Raw genomic sequence first — 18755 nt, 5'->3', positions numbered from 1 at the left:
CCACGCCCACCGTCTCGGCGACGGTGATCTGCACATGGTCGATGTGGTTGGCGTTCCACAGCGGCTCGAACAGGGAGTTGCCGAAGCGCAGGGCCAGCAGGTTCTGCACCGTCTCCTTACCGAGGTAATGGTCGATACGGTAAATCTGCTGTTCGGAGAATACGGCGCCGACCTGATCGTTGATCGCCTGCGCCGAAGCGAGGTCGCGGCCGATCGGCTTTTCCAGGACGACGCGGGAATCCGCCGTGGCGAGCCCGTAGGCCCGCAGATGGTCGCAGATCGGGCCGAACAGCCCGGGCGAGGTCGCGAGATAGAAGATGCGCACGGCCCCATCGCGCTGGACCGGCGGATGCTCCAACCGCTCCGCCAGCTCGCGCCACCCGTCGTCGGAGGTCGCATCGACCGGAACGTAATCCAACCGTTCCAGAAAGCGGGCAATCAGGCCGATATCCCGCTCGTCGGCGTGAACATGCTGGAGAATCGCCTGCTCCGCCTTGGCGCGGTAGTCCGACGGGCTCAGCGGGCTGCGCGAAACGCCGATGATGCGGCTGCCATCGGTCACCTGCCCAGCCTTGTCGCGCAGATAGAGTGCCGGCAGCAGCTTGCGCAGCGCCAGATCGCCGGTGCCGCCGAACACGGTGTAGTCGAAGGGAGGCAGCGCGGGGGCGGCGGCGGTGGAGCGGGGTTGCATCTTCGGACCTCTCGACATCGGTGTTACGGTGCCTCAGGCAACCTGTGCGTCATGGTGCCACAGGGTTGCGCCGGTCACAATCCGGGCGAGCATGGACTGATGACGGCCCGAACTTTCATGGATTTCCGCCGGATCAGCCCGGCAGGACAAATCAGCCCAGCAGGTTGAGGACCGAGGCGCCGCTCTCCGCCGGGCCGGCATTGTTGCGGAACAGCGAGAACAGCTCGCGTCCGCAGCCGTGGGTAGCATCCTCGCTCGGCGGCGGGGGAGCGCCGCGGCTTTCCCACTCCGTGGCATCGACCAGGGCGTCGAGCGTCCCGGCCTCCGCGTCCAGCCGCAGCATGTCGCCGTCGCGCACGCGGCCGAGCGGGCCGCCGCCCTTCACCTCCGGCGTGACATGGATGGCCGCCGGCACCTTGCCCGAGGCGCCGGACATGCGGCCGTCGGTCACCAGCGCGACCTTGAAGCCCTTGTCCTGCAGCACGCCCAGCGGCGGGGTCAGCTTATGCAGTTCGGGCATGCCGTTGGCGCCGGGGCCCTGGTAGCGGACGACGACGATCACGTCGCGGTCGAGTTCGCCGGCACGGAAGGCGGCCTGGACGGCGTCCTGGCTGTCGAAGACGCGGGCCGGGGCCTCGACGGTGCGGTGCTCGGGCTTGACCGCCGAGGTCTTGATGACGCCGCGGCCGAGATTGCCGGTCAGAACGCGCAGGCCGCCTTCGGTCGCAAAGGGCGCAGCGGTGGTGGCGACCACCGTCGGATCGCCGCTCTGGTCGGTGGCGGCACGGGTCCAGGTCAGGGCTCCGCCCTCGCCGAGATCCGGCATGCAGCGGTAGGGCTCCAGCCCGCCCTCGCCCAGGATGGTGGAGATATCGGTATGGACGAGGCCCGCGTCGATCAGCTGGCCGATCATGAAGGGCATGCCGCCGGCCTGATGGAAGCGGTTCACGTCGGCGCTGCCGTTGGGATAGACGCGGGCCAGCAGCGGAACCACCGCCGACAGTTCCGAGAAATCCTCCCAGTTCAGTTCGATGCCGGCGGCGGCGGCGATGGCCGGGATGTGCAGGGTGTGGTTGGTCGAACCGCCGGTGGCCAGCAGCCCGACGATGCCGTTGACCAGCGCCCGTTCGTCGACGATGCGGCCGATCGGCGTGCCGGCGCCGGGAACGGTCATCGCCACCACCCGGCGGGCGGCGGCGTCGGTCAACGCATCGCGCAGCGGCGTGTTGGGGTTGACGAAGCTGGCGCCCGGCAGGTGCAGGCCCATGATCTCCATCAGCATCTGGTTGGTGTTGGCGGTGCCGTAGAAGGTGCAGGTGCCGGGCGCGTGGTAGGACTTCGACTCCGCGTCCAGCAGTTCCTCGCGGCCGACCTTGCCCTGGGCGTAGAGCTGGCGCGCCTTGGCCTTGTCGGCATTGGACAGGCCGGACGGCATCGGGCCGGCGGGCACGAAGACCGTCGGCAGATGGCCGAAGGCGAGCGAGCCGATCATCAGGCCGGGAACGATCTTGTCGCAGATGCCCAGACACAGCACGCCGTCGAAGGTGGCATGGGACAGCGCGACGCCGGTCGCCAGCGCGATGACGTCGCGGCTGAACAGCGACAGTTCCATCCCCTCGTAACCCTGGGTGACGCCGTCGCACATCGCCGGCACGCCGCCCGCCACCTGCGCCACGCCGCCGGCCGCGCGCACCGAGTCCCGGATCATGGCGGGATAGCGCTCGTAGGGCTGGTGGGCGGAGAGCATGTCGTTGTAGGCGGTGACGATGCCGATCGACGGCTGCGTCTCGCCACGCAGCGCCGCCTTGTCGTTCGCGCCGCAGGCGGCGAAGGCGTGGGCGAGGTTGGCGCAGCCCAGGCGGTGGCGGCGCGGCTTGCCGCCGGCGCTTTCCAGCCGCGCCAGATAGGCCGCGCGGCGGTCGCGGCTGCGCTCGGCAATACGCTCCGTCACGCGGGCGACGACAGAATTCAGGGGGGTGGGCTTGCTCATGATCGCGTCTCGACCGTTGGAGGGAGGCGATGATTTCCGAAACGGACCATACGCCGGGGGAGGAGGCGTGTGAAGAAATTTTTTTTCATTTATGGGGTCCAGAGCCGAATTCCTCACCTGGATATCTCGCCATATGCGGCAAAATTCTTCATAGTGAACGCCGCCTTCCGGCAGGGATGCCGTCCCCCGCAGGGCTTTCCAGGAAAGTAACGTTACGCCATGCCATCCCCGGTCAACAGCGCCGCCGCCAACACTGCACCAGTGGATATTCTGGACGAGATCCGCCGGCTGCGAGGTGAGTTGAAGCGTTCGGAGGGACGGATCGCCGATCTGGTTCTGGTCGCACCGCGCCGGGTGCTGGATCTGAACGTCACATCCCTCGCCCATGCGGCGGAGGTGAGCGAGGCGACGGTGGTGCGCTTCTGCCGCAGCATCGGCTGCGCCGGCTTCCCGGATTTCAAGCTGCGGCTTGCCGAATGCCAGGCGCGCGACGCCCTGCGCGACGAGGTGCGGAGCGGAACGCCCTATGTCAGCCAGGATGTGGCGCCCGACGACGATGTCGGCACGCTGGCGCGGAAAATTTTTTCATCGAGCGCCGCGGCGCTGACGGCGGCTTCCGCGGCGCTGGACGAGGCGGCGTTGGAGCAGGCCATCGCCCTGCTGGCCGCAGCGCCGCGAGTTCTGTGCGTCGGCACCGGCGGGTCCAGCGCGCTGGCCCAGGATGCGGCGCACAAGCTGCTGCGCTTCGGCGCCGACGCCCAGCCCTGCGCCGATCCGGTGCTTGCCCGCATGCTGCTGGTCAACATGGGGGCCGGCGGGGTGCTGCTGGCCCTGTCCAACACCGGATGCAGCGCGACGATCATCGAACTGGCGGCGGCGGCGCGGGAGCAGGGCACGGCGGTGGTGGCGATCACCGCCCCACGGTCGCCGTTGGCCGGAATGGCGAGCGTGGTCGTCGCCAGCCAGCCGGTGGAGGACACGGAGATGTACACGCCGATGGCCTCGCGGCTGGTCCACCTGACGCTGATCGACGTGCTCTCGACCGGGGTGGCGCTGCGGCTCGGCGACCCGGCGGTGCGTCAGTTGGCGAAGGTGAAGGCGGCGATCAATGCCGGACGGCTGCCGCCGGCGTGACCGCGGCGCGCGGCCATGCCGCATGCGTCATCCGACCATCGTCCAGGATGCGACCGGACGATCCGGCCGGGCTTGGGCGGGGAGGCGCTCCACGGCCTTGTACCATTGTCGAATAATTACGCGAACGAACGATTGCTATCCTCGGCCGCAATCCGGCTCCGCAACCGTCCAGCGTTCCCGCGAACTCTTGGAAAAAAGTAATCGGACTGCGGCGGCCGCAAGAAGGATGCAGGAAGAGGACGCACCAATGACGCACAGCTTGGCCACGCCGCCGCCCCTTCCCCGCCGCCGCCCGGCGCCGCATACCGCCGCCATCGCTGGGATTCCGGCTGGGATTCTGGCCGGGAGGATGGGGCTGGAGGCGCTGTGGGCGGTCCGTTCCGGGATGGAAACCATGCACGGGGACTGAGCACGGAAGCCTGGGCCGACGGGAGTAGCACTGATGGCAGTGCGACATGTTCGCGCACAAAACAATTCCAGTCGTTCGCGGTGTTGCACCTTCCCATTTCGGTCTGACACAATGATCGAGAGACTTTTTACAATATTCCGCCCCGCCCGCTCCTGCACAGGGAACCGCCGGCCATGACCCGGATCCTGATCGCCGATGATCACCCGATGGTGCGCGACGCCCTGCGCAGCGCGGTTCTTTATTCCTGCCAGGCCACCGACGTGATGGAGGCCGACCGGCTCGACAGCGTCATGCAGGCGCTGGAGGAGCGCGGCGACCTCGACCTCGTGCTTCTCGACGTCAACATGCCGGGCATGAACGGGCTGGGCGGGCTGCGCGCGCTGCGCCAGCGCTTTCCCGCGACGCCGGTCGTCGTCGTGTCCGCCCATGAGGAACGGCGCTGGGTTCGCGAGGCGATGGAGAGCGGGGCCGCCGGCTTCATCCCCAAATCGACGCCGCGCGACGCCATCGCCGCGGCCCTGCGGCAGGTGTTGAACGGCGAGCTCTATGTCCCGCCGCAGGCCGCAGACGAGCCCGTCGGCGAGGCGGAGGACGCCGAGACCGCGGAGATCGCCCGGCGCATCGCCACCCTGACCGCGCAGCAGTTGCGGGTGCTGGAACTGCTCGGCACCGGCAAGCTGAACAAGGAGATCGCCTTCGACCTCAGCATCACCGAAACGACGGTGAAGGCCCATGTCTCCGCAATCCTGCAAAAGCTGAAGGTCTACAGCCGAACCCAGGCGGTGGTGATCGCCAACCGCGTGCTGGCCGAGCGGCGGTGAGGGAAGGTTCGGCCTTGCCCCCTCCCCAACCCTCCCCCGCTCCGCAGGGGAGCGAGTTGGGTGGAAGAGGGTTGGGGAGCGGGGCCAACTTCCCGAAACTCTCCACTCTCCTCCTCACCCTCACCCTCCTTGCCACCCCCGCCCCAGCCTTCGCCGCCGGTATCCCCCAACCCGACGGCTTCCGCCTGTCCGACTACCGCTCCCCCACGCCGGACGGCATCGCCGGGGGCGAGACGGTCGACACGCCGGCCGTTCAGACCCTGCTGTCGCAAGGCCGCGTCATCCCGATCTTCGTCCAGCGGCTGGAACGCAGCACGCTGCCCGGCGCGCCCTGGCTGCAATCCAAGCCTTATCGCCAGATCCCCGGCAGCGTGTGGCTGCCCAATGTCGGCATGGGCGCGCCCGACGAGGCGACCCTGAGCTGGTTCGAATCGCAGTTGGAGCGGCTGACGGCAGGCGACCGGACGCGCGGTCTTCTGTTCTATTGCCTGTCCGATTGCTGGCTGTCGTGGAACGCGGCCAAGCGTGCGGTGTTGCTTGGCTATGCCCGGGTCCACTGGTACCCGACGGGCATCGACGGCTGGATGGAGGCCGGGCTGCCGACGGAGGAGGCGCATCCGCTGCCGCCGCCCGACGCCGCACGCAGCCCGTCCGCACCCTGACGCGCTCGCGGGCGGATTTGCCGAAAGGGGTAGCGGATTGCACCATCGTAGCATGGCGGTCCTCCGCCCGGGACCGTTACTCTTCAAATAGCCAACCATCTTGGTCGGCAACAGTCAGCAAGCAGGAGCATCACCCAATGAAGACCTGGCGCAAACCGAAGACCACCGAGATCGCCGTCGGCACCGAGATCAACGCCTACGCCTGCGCCGGTCTCTAAGCCGGTCGATGCGGAGCCGGGGAGACGGGGTGCCGGCATCCCCTCCCCGGCATCCAATCCAAGAAACCGCGGAAAAGACGGTTTCCGATAAGGGGGGAAGACGGTGGCGATGAAGATTCTCGTCCTCGGTTCGGCGGCCGGCGGGGGCTTCCCGCAATGGAACTGCGCCTGCGAGGGCTGTCGCCGCGCCCGCACCGGTGACCCGGCGGCGAAGCCGCGCACCCAATCGTCGCTGGCGGTGACCGCCGACGGCGGGCGCTGGCTGTTGCTGAACGCCTCGCCCGATCTGGGTGCGCAGCTGCTCGCCAATCCACAGCTTCACCCGAAAGATGGACTGCGCGGCAACCCCATCGCCGCGGCCCTGCTGACCAATGCCGACATCGACCATGTCGCTGGTCTGCTGACCCTTCGCGAATCCCATCCCTTCGCCGTCTACGCCACGCCGCGCGTCCATGGCGTTCTGGCCGCCAACAGCGTCTTCAACGTGCTGAACCCGGAATTCGTCGCCCGCCGCCCGATGGCGCTGGGCGAGCCGTTCCAGCCCGCCGGGGCGGACGGCCGTCCGCTGGGGCTGGAGGTGGAGGTCTTCGCCGTGCCGGGCAAGGTCGCGCTCTATCTGGAGGATGCCTCCGCCGGTCCCGGCTTCGGCTCCGTCGCCGAGGACACGGTGGCGCTGCGCATCCGCCCGACCGATGGGTCCAGCGAGGGCTTCTTCCACATCCCCGGCTGCGCCGGCATGCCGGGCTGGCTGGCCGACCGGCTGCACGGTGCGCCGCTGGTGCTGTTCGACGGCACGACCTGGACCGACGACGAGATGATCCGCAGCGGCACCGGCGTGAAGACGGCGGCGCGCATGGGGCACATGCCGATGTCGGGACATGCTGGCAGCATGGCCGCCTTCGCGCCGCTGAACGTCGCCCGCAAGATCTACATCCACATCAACAACACGAACCCCGCCCTGCTGGAGGATTCGCCCGAACGGGCGCAAGCCGAGGCGGCCGGCTGGCGCATCGCCCATGACGGGCTGGAGCTGACCCTATGACCGACCATGCTACCGCCAACGCCGCCCCGATGTCCCGCGAGGAGTTCCGCGCCGCCCTCTATGCCATCGGCGAGCGGCAGTATCACGACCTCCACCCCTTCCACCAACTGCTGCACGGCGGCGGGCTGAAGAAGGGGCAGATCCAGGCCTGGGCGCTGAACCGCTTCTATTATCAGGTGTCGATCCCGCGCAAGGATCTGACCATCATGTCCCGCATGGACGATCCGGCGCTGCGCCGCGCCTGGCTGCAGCGGGTGCTGGACCATGACGGCCTGACCCAGACCGGCGAGCTGGACGAGACCAAGGTCGGCGGCATCGAGCGCTGGCTGCGGCTGACCGACGGGCTGGGGCTGGACCGCGACTACGTGAAGTCGCTGGAGGGCATCCTGCCCGCCACCCGCTTCGCGGTGGATGCCTATGTCAACTTCGTCCGCGATCATTCCTTGCTGGAGGCGGTGGCGTCCTCGCTGACCGAGCTGTTCGCGCCGTCGATCCACCGCGAACGCATCGCCGGCTTCGAGCGCAATTACGCCTTCGCCAACGACAGCACCCTGTCCTACTTCCGCAAGCGGCTGGACGAGGCGCCGCGCGATGTCGAGTTCGGGCTGGAATATGTGCTGGCCAATGCCCATACAGCGGAACAACAGCGTCAGTGCCTGCGCGCGCTCCGGTTCAAGACGGAACTGTTGTGGGCCCAGCTTGACGCCCTGCACCACGCCTATGTCACCCCCAACCTGATCCCGCCCGGCGCCTTCGTGCCGGAGGACATGGAACCGACACGGTACAGCCGGTGAACGCACTCACTTCCCAAAGCGGGGGCCAAAGCGGGGCCCAGATCGGCGAAACCGACCGGCTGCGGCTGGCCCCCGGCGTCATGCTGCGCAACGACCGCCGCCGCGGCGAATGGATGCTGATGGCGCCCGAACGGCTCCTGGTGCTGGACGAGATGGCATTGGCGGTGGTGCGCGCCTGCGTCGGGGCGGAGGCAGCCGATGTGGCCGCCGGCATCGACCGGCTGACGGCGGAATACGACGCCCCCCGCGCGGAGGTCGCCGCCGACGTGCTGGAGATGCTGACCGACCTGCGCAACAAGGGCTACGTCGTCGCATGAGGTGCCCCGGGCGGCGTGTTCCCAGGAGGTTTGTCCAATGAGCTGCGCCCTGCCCGCCTTCGCCGCCGCGAGCCGAACCGAACCGGCACCGCCTTTCGCCGTGCTGATGGAGCTGACGCACCGCTGCCCGTTGCGCTGCCCCTACTGCTCCAACCCGGTGGCCCTCGATTCCGCCAGCGCCGAACTGGACACCGCCACCTGGAAGCGGGTGCTGGACGAGGCGGCCGACGTCGGCGCCCTGCAGGTCCATTTCTCCGGCGGCGAGCCCTGCGTCCGCAGGGATCTGGAGGAGCTGGTCGCCCATGCGACGGAGATCGGGCTCTACAGCAACCTGATCACCTCGGCCGTGCTGCTCGACCGGCCGCGGCTGGAACGGCTGCAGCGCGCCGGGCTTCAGCATGTGCAGATCAGCCTGCAGGATGCGGAGGCCGCCGGTGCCGACCGCGTCGGCGGCTTCAAGGGCGGTCATGTGAAGAAGCTGGATGTGGCGCGCGCGGTGGTGGCCCAAGGTCTGGCGCTGACCATCAATGCCGTGCTGCATCGCCACAACATCGACCGGGTCAACGACGTCATCGATCTGGCGCTGGAACTCGGCGCCGGGCGGATCGAGATCGCCAACGTGCAGTATTACGGCTGGGCGCTCGCCAACCGGGCGGCACTGATGCCGTCGCGCGAACAGCTGCTGGCGATGGACGCCGCGGTGCGGGCGCGTCTGCCGGAGCTTGCCGGGCGGATCGTCGTCGATTACGTCGTGCCCGACTACTATGCCCGCCGGCCGAAAAGCTGCATGGGCGGCTGGGCGCGGCGCTTCATGAACGTCACCCCGCGCGGCCGCGTCCTGCCCTGCCACGCCGCCGAGACCATTCCCGGCATGGAGTTCGAGACGGTCCACGACCGCAGCCTGTCAGACATCTGGCGCGACGGCCCGGCCTTCGCCCGCTACCGGGGCACCGCCTGGATGCCGGAACCCTGCCGGTCCTGCGACCACAAGGAAGAGGACTGGGGCGGCTGCCGCTGCCAGGCGCTGGCGCTGGCGGGCAGCGCCGATGCCACCGACCCGGTGTGCGAACTGTCCCCGGCCCATGCGGATGTCGCCGTGCTGCGCGACCGCGACGCCGCGGCGCTGGAGGCGGAGTGGCGGTATCGGGGGATGTGAGGGGGGCTTCGGTTGCCCCCGCCCTGACCTCCCCAGCTGGGCTGGGAGGGCCTGCCGCTGCCTTTCCGAACAAGTACCTAAATCCCCTTTCCCGCCCAGCGGGGGGAGGGTCAGGATGGGAGCAGTCGAAGCTGGAACTCCAGCCACTCCCCACTCACCTGTCGTGCCCCGACCCGCCCTTCTTGCCGCCGCCGTCCTGCTTGTTGACGGTGGCCCAGGCGCGCCGCTCGGCCTCGTCGTGGGAAACGCCGCGCTTCTCGTAACCTTCCTCGATATGCTCGGCCTTGCGCTTCTGTTTTTCGGTGTATTTATCCTTGTCGCCCTGGGACATCTGAACCTCCTGTCGCGATTTCCCGCTCAACAGCGTCGATTGGCGGAAGGTTCCCCACCGGATTAGGCCGAACCTCATATCCATGATCGGACAGACGGAAAGCGCGTCTTGCCGTGAGCGAGGCTGTCGCCCATCCTTTCCCAAAGCTTACCGGGGGAGGATCAGGAGTGTTCACACTGTTCAACAGGGGCCGCGCCGTCATGGGTGCGGCGGCGCTGGCGCTGGGGCTGATCGCCGGAGCGGCGCAGGCGGCGGATGCGGTGCGCGTCGGCTCCAAGCTGGATGCGGAAAGCGGCCTGCTGGGCACCATGATCCTGCAGATGCTGCAGGCCAACGGCATCCCGACGGAGAACAAGATACAGCTCGGCCCGACCAAGATCGTGCGCGGCGCGCTGCTGTCGGGCGAGATCGACGTCTATCCCGAATACACCGGCAACGGCGCCTTCTTCTTCAATGTGGACAGCGATCCGGCCTGGAAGAATGCCGGCGCCGGCTATGAGAAGGTCCGGCAGATGGACCAGGAAAAGAACAACATCGTCTGGCTGAAGCCGGCCCCCGCCAACAACACCTGGGCGCTGGCCGTCCGCCGCGACGTGGCCGACGCCAACAAGCTGAAGACGATGGAGGATTTCGCCAAATGGGTCTCCGGCGGCGGCAAGGCGAAGGTCGCCGCCTCGGCGGAGTTCGTGGAAAGCCCCGCCGCGCTGCCCTCCTTCCAGCAGACCTACGGCTTCGCGCTGAAGCCCGACCAGATGCTGATCCTGGCCGGCGGCGACACCGCGGCGACGATCCGCGCGGCGGCGGAGCAGACCTCCGGCGTCAACACCGCCATGGTCTACGGCACCGACGGCGCCATCGCCGCCCTGGACCTCGTCGTTCTGGAAGACACCAAGGGCGCGCAGATGGTGTATGAGCCGGCGCCGACCATCCGCGCATCGGCGCTGTCAGCCAACCCGAAGATCGCCGACCTGCTGAACCCGGTTTTCGCCAGCCTGGACGCCGAGACGCTCCGGGGGCTGAACGCCAAGATCTCGGTGGACGGACAGGACCAGAAGCAGGTCGCCACCGATTACCTGAAGTCCAAGGGCTTCCTGAAGTAAGCCGGTGACGTGACCTTTCGGCTTCCCCTGTACAACCGCGTCGCCCTGCTGATGGCGCTGGCCGCCGCCGTCGCCGCCGTCACGCTGCCGTTCCTCGGCTTCGCGCCGAACCGGCTGCTGTCCGGCCGGCCGGTGGCGCTGTGGGCGGCGGTGGAGGGTCCGGGCGGCCTCGCCATCCTGCCGGGGCTGGTCCTGCTGGCGACGCCCTTCCTGCGGCCGACGCGCGTCGGGCTCGGCCTGACCGTGGCGGCGGGGGGGCTGTTCGCGGCGGGGCTGGTCTGGCTGGCGGGACATCACGCGGCGGTGCTGGCGCAGGGGGCCTCGGCGGCGGCGCGCACCTCCTTCGCATCGGGCTTCTGGGTGATGGCGGCGGCGGGGCTGCTGACCGCGGTCGATGCGGCGCGGCGGATGGGGCTTGGCGCCACCGGGCGCCTGGCTGTCGGCGGGGCGGTCGCCGGGCTGGTGGCGCTGCAACTGGCGACCGGCCATCTCGACCAGCTGTCGATCCTCAAGGAATACGCCAACCGCCGCGACGTGTTCGCCGACGCCGTGCTGCGCCACGCCACGCTGGTGGTGGCGGCGCTGGTGCCGACGCTGCTGGTCGGCGTGCCGCTGGGCGTGGCTGCGCACCGGGTGGAGGCGGTCGGGCGTGCGGTGTTCCCGGTGCTGAACGTCGTGCAGACGGTGCCCTCCATCGCGCTGTTCGGGCTGCTGATGGCGCCGCTGGCCGCACTCGGCGCCCTGCTGCCGGGCTCCGGCATCAGCGGGGTCGGCCCGCTGCCGGCGGTGATCGCGCTGACCCTCTATTCCCTGCTGCCGATCGTCCGCAATACCGCGGTCGGGCTGGACGGCGTTCCCGCCCCGGTGCGGGAGGCCGCGCGGGGCATGGGCCTGACGCCGCGCCAGATCTTCTTCCGCGTCGACCTGCCGCTGGCCCTGCCGGTCTTCCTGTCGGGGCTGCGCATCACCGTGGTGCAGGCGGTCGGGCTGGCGGCGGTGGCGGCGCTGATCGGTGCCGGGGGGCTGGGCGCCATCATGTTCCAGGGGCTGTTCGCCAACGCGCTGGACCTTGTGCTGCTGGGGGCCGTTCCCGTCATCCTGCTGGCGGTGGCGGCCGACGCCCTGCTGTCCATCGGCATCGCCGCCGCCACCAGCCATATCGGCCTGTCGCCGGGAAGGAATGCGCCATGATCGAATTCGAGCGCGTGAGCAAGCGCTTCGGCTCCTGGACGGCGGTGGACGGCGTGTCCTTCACCGTGGCGGAGGGCGAGTTCCGCGTGCTGATCGGCCCGTCCGGCTCCGGCAAATCGACGGTGCTGCGCATGGTCAACCGGCTGATCCCGGCGGACGAGGGCGCCATCCGCATCGACGGCGAGGACATCGCCTCCCTGAAGCCGGAGGAGCTGCGCCGGCGCATGGGCTACGTCATCCAGTCCGTCGGCCTCTTCCCGCACTGGACGGTGGAGCGCAACATCGGCACCGTGCCGGCCCTGCTGGGCTGGCCCAAGGCCCGCATCCGCGACCGGGTGGCCGAATTGCTGGAACTGCTGAACCTCGACCCCCGCCGCTACCGCTCCGCCTATCCGCACCAGCTCTCCGGCGGGCAGCAGCAGCGCGTCGGCGTCGCCCGCGCCCTGGCGGCGGAGCCGCGCATCCTGCTGATGGACGAGCCGTTCAGCGCGCTCGACCCGATCACCCGCGCCAGCCTTCAGGCAGAGCTGTCGGCCATCCACCGCCGCACCGGCACCACCGTGGTCTTCGTCACCCACGACATGGACGAGGCCTTGCGGCTGGGCGACAGCATCGCGGTGATGGACCATGGCCGCCTGATCCAATGCGCCACCCCGCTGGAAATCCTGACCCGCCCGGCCAGCCCGCTGGTGCGCGACCTCGTGGGACGCGAGGAATGGGGGCTGAAGCGGCTGGCGGTGGAAACGGCCGGCGACCGCGCCCGCCCGCAGGAGAGCGTCGGCGGCGAACCGTTGCCGTCGGAAACCCCGCTTCACCGCGCCCTGTCGGAGATGGTCACCCGCGGCGCGGAGCGGTTGCCGGTGGTGGACGGCGACGGCCGGCCGGCGGGGGTGCTGCACCTGTCCGACCTCGTCCGCCCCGCATCCGATGGCCCCTTGCCGGATCGGGCGGCATGACGGTCGCCGGCATCGCCCCGCGGGAGTTCCTGACCGACCGGCTGATGCTGGGGCTGGTGGCGCTGGTGGCGCTGGTCCTGGGCATGCCGTCGCTGAAGCCGCTGTTCGCCACGCTCTATCCCGGCCTCGACCGCCCGCTCTACGAGGCGGAGAGCTTCGTCCGGCTGACGCTGGACCATATGGCGCTGGTCGGCCTTTCCAGCCTCGCCGCCATCCTGCTGGGCTGCGGGGCCGCCATCGCCGTGACGCGCCCCTGGGGGCGGGAGTTCCGCGGCCTGCTGGAAACCGTCGCCACCATGGGCCAGACCTTCCCGCCGGTGGCGGTGCTGGCGCTGGCCGTTCCGGTGATGGGCTTCGGCGCGGAACCGGCGCTGATCGCGCTGACGCTCTACGCCCTGCTGCCGGTGGTGGAGAACACGGTCGCCGGGCTGGACGGCGTCTCCCCCGCGGTGCTGGAATCCGCCCGCGGCCTCGGCATGGGACCGACGGAGGTGCTGTTCAAGGTGGAGCTGCCGCTGGCCGCCCCGGTGATCCTTGCCGGCGTGCGCACCGCCGTCATCATCAATGTCGGCACCGCCGCCATCGCCTCCACCGTCGGGGCGAAGACCCTCGGCCTGCCCATCATCGTCGGGCTGAACGGTTCCAACCAGGCCTACGTCATCCAGGGTGCGCTGATCGTCGCCGCGCTCGCGGTGGTGATCGACGCCGGGTTCGACCGGCTGGCCGGATGGCTGGCACGCTGGTCGCGGCGCTGAAAAAAAGCGAGCCGGTTCAGGCGATCATATCGACCGGGGCACTTGTTTCCGAACACCGGCCGTTCGGCTTGGAACTCCGCCGCACCGGGACTTCGCTCCCTCTCCTCCGGTGATGCCGAGCCGGGCCTATGAAGGGACGCCGGGCGATCTGCTAGACTGGCCGCCCCTGGGCCGACGTGCCCTGATTCAAGGCTTTTCGGAGAGCGTCGATGCCGTCGCCGGCCCAGACTGAAGCGGTGCAGCCCAATCCCGTCCGATACGCGCGCCAGGGGCGGATCGGCGTCATCACCGTGGATTATCCGCCGGTGAACGCCGTCGGCCATGGCGTGCGCAGCGGGCTGGTGGCGGCGCTGGACGCCGGGCTCGCCGATGCGGAGGCCGAGGCGCTGCTGCTGGTCTGCGCCGGGCGCACCTTCATGGCCGGGGCCGACATCCGGGAGTTCGGCAAGCCGTCCGCCCCGCCGACCCTGCCGCAGGTGATCGCCCGCCTCGATGGCTCGGCCAAGCCGGTCATTGCCGCCATCCACGGCACGGCGCTCGGCGGCGGGCTGGAGGTGGCGCTGGCCTGTCATGTCCACGTCGCGCTGAGATCGGCCAGGCTCGGCCTGCCGGAGGTGAAACTCGGCCTACTGCCCGGTGCCGGCGGCACCCAGCGGCTGCCGCGTCTGGTCGGTGCGGCCAAGGCGCTGGACATGATCCTGTCCGGCGAGCCGGTCGGCGCGGAGGAGGCGCTGGCGATCGGTCTCGTCGATGCGGTGGAGGACGGCAATTCGCCGCTGGAGGCCGGGCTGCGCGCCGCGGAACGGCTGCTGGCGGAGGGATGGACGCCACAGCCGGCGAGCGCCCGCACCGGCCGCATCGCCGGGACCGACCCCACCCTGTTCACCGCGATGCGGGCGGAACTGACGAAACGTCAGCCGCACCTGTTCTCCCCCCACCGGATCGTCGATGCGGTCGAGGCCGCCGTCACCCTGCCCTTCGCCGAGGGCACGGCGCGCGAGCGGGAACTGTTCCTGGCCTGCATGGACTCGCCCCAGCGCGCCGGGCTGATCCACGCCTTCTTCGCGGAGCGCGAGGTGGCGAAAATTCCCGGCCTGCCCGCCGGAACGCCGACGCGCGACATCCGCAAGGCCGGCGTGATCGGCGCCGGCACCATGGGCGGCGGCATCGCCATGTGCTTCGCCAATGCCGGCATCCCGGTGGTTCTGGTCGACAATGCGCCGGACGCGCTCGACCGCGGCATGGCCGCCATCCGCCGCAACTACGAGGCCACCGCCCGCAAGGGCCGGCTGACCGCCGCGCAGGTGGAGGACCGGATGGGGTTGATCCATCCTACCCTGTCCTACGGCGCGCTTGCCGACGCCGATCTGGTGGTGGAGGCGGCGTTCGAGAGCATGGAGGTCAAGCGGACCATCTTCCGGGTGCTGGACGGGACCTGCAAACCAGGCGCGATCCTCGCCACCAACACCTCGACGCTGGATGTCGACGCCATCGCCGCGGCGACCGGCCGGCCGCAGGACGTGCTGGGCATGCATTTCTTCAGCCCGGCCAACGTCATGCGCCTGCTGGAGGTGGTGCGCGGCGCCCGGACTTCCCACACCGTGCTGGCGACCGTGATGGCTTTGGCGCGACGGATCGGCAAGGTCGGCGTGACGGTCGGCGTCTGTTACGGCTTCGTCGGCAACCGCATCCTGCAACAGCGCGGGCGCGAGGCGATGGCCCTGGTCGGGGAGGGCGCCAGCCCCGAGCAGGTCGACCGCGTGCTGACCGGGTTCGGCTTCCCGCTCGGCCATTTCGCGATGACCGACCTTGCCGGCATCGATGTCGGCTGGCGCATCGGCGAGGAGCGCCGCAAGGCCGGCGATCCCGAGGCGCAGACGCCGAGCTGGCTGGACGTGCTGGCGGAACGCGGCCGCTACGGCCAGAAGACCTCGGCCGGCGTCTACCGCTACGAGCCCGGCAGCCGCACCCCGATCCCCGACCCGGAGGTGGCGTCGGTGATCGGGGAGGACCGCCGCAGCCGCGGCATCACCCCGCGCGCCGTCAGCGACGTGGAAATTCGCGAACGCTGCCTCTACGCCATGGTCAATGAGGCCGCCAAAATCCTGGAGGAGGGCATCGCCGCGCGACCGGTCGATATCGACGCCATCTGGCTGCATGGCTACGGCTTTCCGTCCTGGCGCGGCGGCCTGCTGTTCTGGGCCGACCGCGAGGGGCTGGGCAAAATCGCCGCCGCCGTGCAGCGTTACCACCGCGACATCGGCGGGCCGCAATGGTGTCCGTCCGCATTGCTTCTGCAACGGGCGGCCGACGGACAGCCGATCGGATGCTGAATCCGGAATGCGGATTACAGCCCGGAAACTAGTTTATGATGCTGATTGTTTTAACTTTAGCATATACTCTTCCGACAGAGCCGCTCCACCGGTCCCCACCCGTCCCCCCAGGCGGCGGATCCGGCGGAGCGGTCCTGAAAGCGGCCCGGACCTGACCGAAGGGGAAGAGCATGAAGGACATCACCGTCGCAGCGACCGACTGGGGTCTCCACGCCGTCGCCTGCACCGGCCTTCCTCTTGCTGCCCCTTCCTCCTGGCTCGGGACGCTGCGCAACGCGCTGTCCGGCGCCGGCACAGGCTCCCGCCTGTTCCTGGATTTGCGGGAGGTCGGCAATTCCCCCCTGCCTCTTTCCCATCTGGGAGCTTTGGCTTCGATCCTGGCCCAGGCCGGGTTCAGTGCGGTTCTGGTGCCGGACCTCCGGCTCGGCCACGCGCTGTGCGATGCGGTTCGCCGCAGCGGCAGTACGAGCGGCACGGGCGGCAGCGAGACGACCGCCGGCCTGCGCGTCCTCCCGACGGAGGGCCGCGACCGGGTCGCCATCGCCGCCGCCTACCAGTGGCTGCTGAACGGCCGGGAGCCCGCGGATGCCCTGAGGGTGTCCGACGGCCGCCCGTCGGTCCTGGCCTTCCCCGTCACGGCGGCGCATCGGCCGGCGACCTCCCCCGGCCGCTCCGACCTGCGCCGCGCCGGCTGACGGTTCTCCCATAGCGGCTGCTTCGGAGCCGTTTTTCCTGGAACCATCGTCATCTCAGCCTGTCTCTTCGCCCCGGCCGGACTCCCGTCCCGCCGGGGCATTTTATTGCAGCCGCATTCTTCCCGATCAAAGCTGCGCCAGCCCGACCGCTTCGGCAGCCGGCGCGGAATCTCCCCGAAAAAAGAAGGCCCCTCCCCGCGCGCGGCGGAGAGGGGCGAGGCTTCGGGAGGACGCCCGAAAGGAAAGGGTCAGAAGCGGATCGGATCAGGCATGCGCGCCGGCACCCTGCACCGCCGGCTTCGGCACGGCCACTGCGGCCACCGGCTTCTTCAACACGCGCAGCGCCAGGGCCGTCACGATGGTGCCGACCACCAGGGCCACGATATAGCCCAGCAGATGCGTGACCGCGTTCGGGATGGGCAGCACGAAGATTCCGCCGTGGGGAACCTTCAACTGCACTCCGAACGCCATGGAGATGGCGCCGGCCAGCGAGGCGCCGATCATCAGCGCCGGAATGACGCGCAGCGGGTCGCGGGCGGCGAAGGGAATGGCTCCTTCGGTGATGAAGGCGATGCCCAGAACGGCGGCGGCGTTGCCGGCCTCGCGCTCTTCCGCGGTGAAGCGGTCGGGGAACAGCTTGGTGGCCAGCGCCAGACCCAGCGGCGGCACCATGCCGGCGGCCATGGCGGCGGCCATCGGAGTATAGACCTGCGATGCGATCAGGCCGGTGGAGAAGGCGTAGGCCGCCTTGTTGACCGGACCGCCCATGTCGAAGGCCATCATCGCGCCGATCAGCAGACCCAGCAGGATGGCGCTGCTTCCCTGCATTCCCTTCAGCCAGTTGCTGAGCCAGGCCAGGGCTTCGGCGACGGGGGCGCCGACGACGTAGATCATCAGCAGGCCGGTCAGCAGCGAGCCCAGCAGCGGCAGGATCAGCACCGGCTTCAGCCCTTCCAGATTGCGGTGCAGCTTGATGTGCCGGTTGAGGAAGTCGGTGCCGTAGCCGGCGATGAAACCGGCGACGATGCCTCCCAGGAAACCGGCGCCGATGCTGCCGGCCAGCATGCCGCCGATCATGCCGGGGGCGATGCCGGGGCGGTCGGCGATCGAATAGGCGATATAGCCGGCCAGCGCCGGCACCATCAGGGCGAAGGCCCCGTTGGCGCCGATCTGGAACAGGGCATAGCCCAGCGTCCCGGCGTTGGATTCCTCATTGACGTAGATGCCGCCCAGCGCGAAGGCGAGCGCGATCAGCAAGCCGCCCGTCACCACGAAGGGCAGCATGAAGGACACGCCGGTCATCAGGTGCTTGTAGGGACCTGTGCGCTGGGCCGACCGCTCCGCCTTGCCGGCGGCAACCGCGTCGGCCAGCGGAACGGTGCCGCCGGACGCCCCGCCGGAGGCACCATAGGGCTTGGCCTCGGCCAGGGCACGGGTGACCAGGGCCTTGCCGTCGTTGATGGCGGGCTTGGTGCCGCTCATGAACACGCGCTTGCCGGCGAAGCGGGACAGGTCGATCTGGGTGTCGGCGGCGATCAGGACGATGTCGGCATCTCGGATCTCCTCGTCGGTCAGCGTGTCGCGGGCGCCGACGGACCCCTGCGTCTCCACCCGGACCTTGTGGCCCAGCGCGGCGGCCGCCTGCTGGATGCCCTCGGCCGCCATGAAGGTGTGGGCGATGCCGGTCGGGCAGGAGGTGATGGCGACGATCCGGCGCGGTCCCGCGGCGGACGGTGCCGCGGCCGGCGGTGCCGACTTTGCCGCCGATGCCGCCGATGCCGCCGGAGCGGCGCCCAGCGCCTGTTCCACAACCGCGGCCGGATCGGCCAGCACCTGGTCTAGCGGAGCGGAGAAGCGCTTCAGCGCGGCGAAGCGCCCCTCGTCGAGGTCGCCGCTGCCGACCAGGATGACGGCGTCGGCCTTGGACGGCGCCGCGGCGTCGAGCGGGGACTGGATGCCGAGGCTGGTGCGGATCTCCACCTGGATGCCATGGCCCAGCGAGGCCGCGGCCTTGCGCAGGGCTTCGGCCGCCAGAACGGCCTGGGTGGTCAGGTCACCCCCCGCGATCACGGCCAACATGTTCGCCATTGTTTCCTCCCGGCGGGTTCGCTTCCGCCCCTGTCACTGTGTTGAGCCCACTGAGATGAGTCTCGTCCGATG

19 protein-coding genes (1 of these 19 running past the window's edge) are annotated in these 18755 nt (G+C 69.6%); 15 read left to right on the top strand and 4 right to left on the bottom strand.

Annotated elements, in window-relative coordinates; all coding sequences use genetic code 11:
- Both zwf and edd read right to left on the bottom strand, forming a co-directional pair.
- A protein-coding gene (zwf, locus tag DM194_RS18615) for a glucose-6-phosphate dehydrogenase (RefSeq protein ID WP_111069055.1) crosses the window boundary here: on the bottom strand, positions 1 to 691 show its beginning. Its footprint begins 830 nt before the window's first position; 691 of the gene's 1521 nt are visible here — the first part of the coding sequence; its start codon is at positions 689 to 691; its stop codon lies beyond the left edge, outside the window.
- 151 nt (positions 692 to 842) lie between these two features.
- Entirely contained in the window at positions 843 to 2681 is a 1839-nt protein-coding gene (gene edd, locus DM194_RS18610; protein ID WP_111069054.1) for a phosphogluconate dehydratase, read from the bottom strand.
- Positions 2682 to 2900: 219 nt separating this feature from the next.
- On the opposite strand from edd, the gene DM194_RS18605 reads away from it, so the two are divergent.
- From DM194_RS18605 to pqqE, 9 genes are all read left to right on the top strand, one after another.
- Complete coding sequence (locus tag DM194_RS18605; RefSeq protein WP_111069053.1) at positions 2901 to 3815, top strand: SIS domain-containing protein; 915 nt, start codon at positions 2901 to 2903, stop codon at positions 3813 to 3815.
- 247 nt (positions 3816 to 4062) lie between these two features.
- Positions 4063 to 4224: a hypothetical protein gene (locus DM194_RS28475; protein ID WP_176581461.1), complete on the top strand. Its 162-nt coding sequence runs from the start codon at positions 4063 to 4065 to the stop codon at positions 4222 to 4224.
- A 173-nt stretch (positions 4225 to 4397) separates the two neighbouring features.
- Positions 4398 to 5045 (top strand): response regulator, encoded by a 648-nt coding sequence (locus tag DM194_RS18595; protein ID WP_111069052.1) that lies wholly within the window; start codon positions 4398 to 4400, stop codon positions 5043 to 5045.
- 14 nt (positions 5046 to 5059) lie between these two features.
- Positions 5060 to 5707: a rhodanese-like domain-containing protein gene (locus tag DM194_RS18590; RefSeq protein ID WP_246024457.1), complete on the top strand. Its 648-nt coding sequence runs from the start codon at positions 5060 to 5062 to the stop codon at positions 5705 to 5707.
- 137 nt (positions 5708 to 5844) lie between these two features.
- Positions 5845 to 5925, top strand: a complete 81-nt coding sequence (gene pqqA / locus DM194_RS29165; protein ID WP_014249839.1) for a pyrroloquinoline quinone precursor peptide PqqA — start codon at positions 5845 to 5847, stop codon at positions 5923 to 5925.
- 109 nt (positions 5926 to 6034) lie between these two features.
- Positions 6035 to 6967, top strand: a complete 933-nt coding sequence (gene pqqB / locus DM194_RS18580) for a pyrroloquinoline quinone biosynthesis protein PqqB (RefSeq protein ID WP_111069051.1) — start codon at positions 6035 to 6037, stop codon at positions 6965 to 6967.
- Positions 6964 to 7761 (top strand): pyrroloquinoline-quinone synthase PqqC, encoded by a 798-nt coding sequence (gene pqqC, locus DM194_RS18575; RefSeq protein ID WP_111069050.1) that lies wholly within the window; start codon positions 6964 to 6966, stop codon positions 7759 to 7761. The genes pqqB and pqqC overlap by 4 nt, the downstream gene beginning before the upstream one ends.
- Positions 7758 to 8078 (top strand): pyrroloquinoline quinone biosynthesis peptide chaperone PqqD, encoded by a 321-nt coding sequence (gene pqqD, locus DM194_RS18570; protein ID WP_246024456.1) that lies wholly within the window; start codon positions 7758 to 7760, stop codon positions 8076 to 8078. Before pqqC ends, pqqD begins: the two co-directional genes overlap by 4 nt.
- Positions 8079 to 8115: 37 nt before the next feature.
- A complete protein-coding gene (gene pqqE, locus DM194_RS18565) occupies positions 8116 to 9234 on the top strand; it encodes a pyrroloquinoline quinone biosynthesis protein PqqE (RefSeq protein ID WP_111069049.1) in 1119 nt (372 codons plus the stop codon).
- Positions 9235 to 9388: 154 nt separating this feature from the next.
- Here the strand turns inward: pqqE and DM194_RS28470 are convergent, their stop codons facing one another.
- Positions 9389 to 9565 carry a hypothetical protein gene (locus tag DM194_RS28470; RefSeq protein ID WP_176581460.1) on the bottom strand — a complete coding sequence of 59 codons (177 nt, stop codon included), beginning with the start codon at positions 9563 to 9565 and terminating at the stop codon, positions 9389 to 9391.
- A gap of 200 nt (positions 9566 to 9765) precedes the next feature.
- On the opposite strand from DM194_RS28470, the gene osmF reads away from it, so the two are divergent.
- From osmF to DM194_RS18535, 6 genes are all read left to right on the top strand, one after another.
- Positions 9766 to 10665: a glycine betaine ABC transporter substrate-binding protein OsmF gene (osmF, locus tag DM194_RS18560; protein ID WP_162630123.1), complete on the top strand. Its 900-nt coding sequence runs from the start codon at positions 9766 to 9768 to the stop codon at positions 10663 to 10665.
- Between the two features lie 51 nt (positions 10666 to 10716).
- Entirely contained in the window at positions 10717 to 11856 is a 1140-nt protein-coding gene (locus DM194_RS18555; RefSeq protein WP_176581467.1) for an ABC transporter permease, read from the top strand.
- Positions 11853 to 12812: an ABC transporter ATP-binding protein gene (locus DM194_RS18550; protein WP_111069046.1), complete on the top strand. Its 960-nt coding sequence runs from the start codon at positions 11853 to 11855 to the stop codon at positions 12810 to 12812. Before DM194_RS18555 ends, DM194_RS18550 begins: the two co-directional genes overlap by 4 nt.
- Positions 12809 to 13567, top strand: coding sequence for an ABC transporter permease (locus tag DM194_RS18545; protein WP_111069045.1), 759 nt, complete (start codon positions 12809 to 12811; stop codon positions 13565 to 13567). The genes DM194_RS18550 and DM194_RS18545 overlap by 4 nt, the downstream gene beginning before the upstream one ends.
- Positions 13568 to 13776: 209 nt before the next feature.
- Positions 13777 to 15900, top strand: coding sequence for a 3-hydroxyacyl-CoA dehydrogenase NAD-binding domain-containing protein (locus DM194_RS18540; RefSeq protein WP_111069044.1), 2124 nt, complete (start codon positions 13777 to 13779; stop codon positions 15898 to 15900).
- 170 nt (positions 15901 to 16070) lie between these two features.
- A complete protein-coding gene (locus DM194_RS18535) occupies positions 16071 to 16595 on the top strand; it encodes a hypothetical protein (RefSeq protein ID WP_111069043.1) in 525 nt (174 codons plus the stop codon).
- Positions 16596 to 16859: 264 nt separating this feature from the next.
- On the opposite strand, the gene DM194_RS18530 is transcribed toward DM194_RS18535, so the two are convergent.
- Positions 16860 to 18683 carry a fructose-specific PTS transporter subunit EIIC gene (locus DM194_RS18530; RefSeq protein WP_111069042.1) on the bottom strand — a complete coding sequence of 608 codons (1824 nt, stop codon included), beginning with the start codon at positions 18681 to 18683 and terminating at the stop codon, positions 16860 to 16862.
- Positions 18684 to 18755 lie beyond the last annotated feature (72 nt).

It is taken from the genome of Azospirillum ramasamyi, assembly GCF_003233655.1.
Lineage (GTDB): Bacteria > Pseudomonadota > Alphaproteobacteria > Azospirillales > Azospirillaceae > Azospirillum > Azospirillum ramasamyi.
The sequence above is the reverse complement of the archived record's forward strand: the minus strand, read 5'-3'. Positions and strand labels throughout refer to the sequence as shown.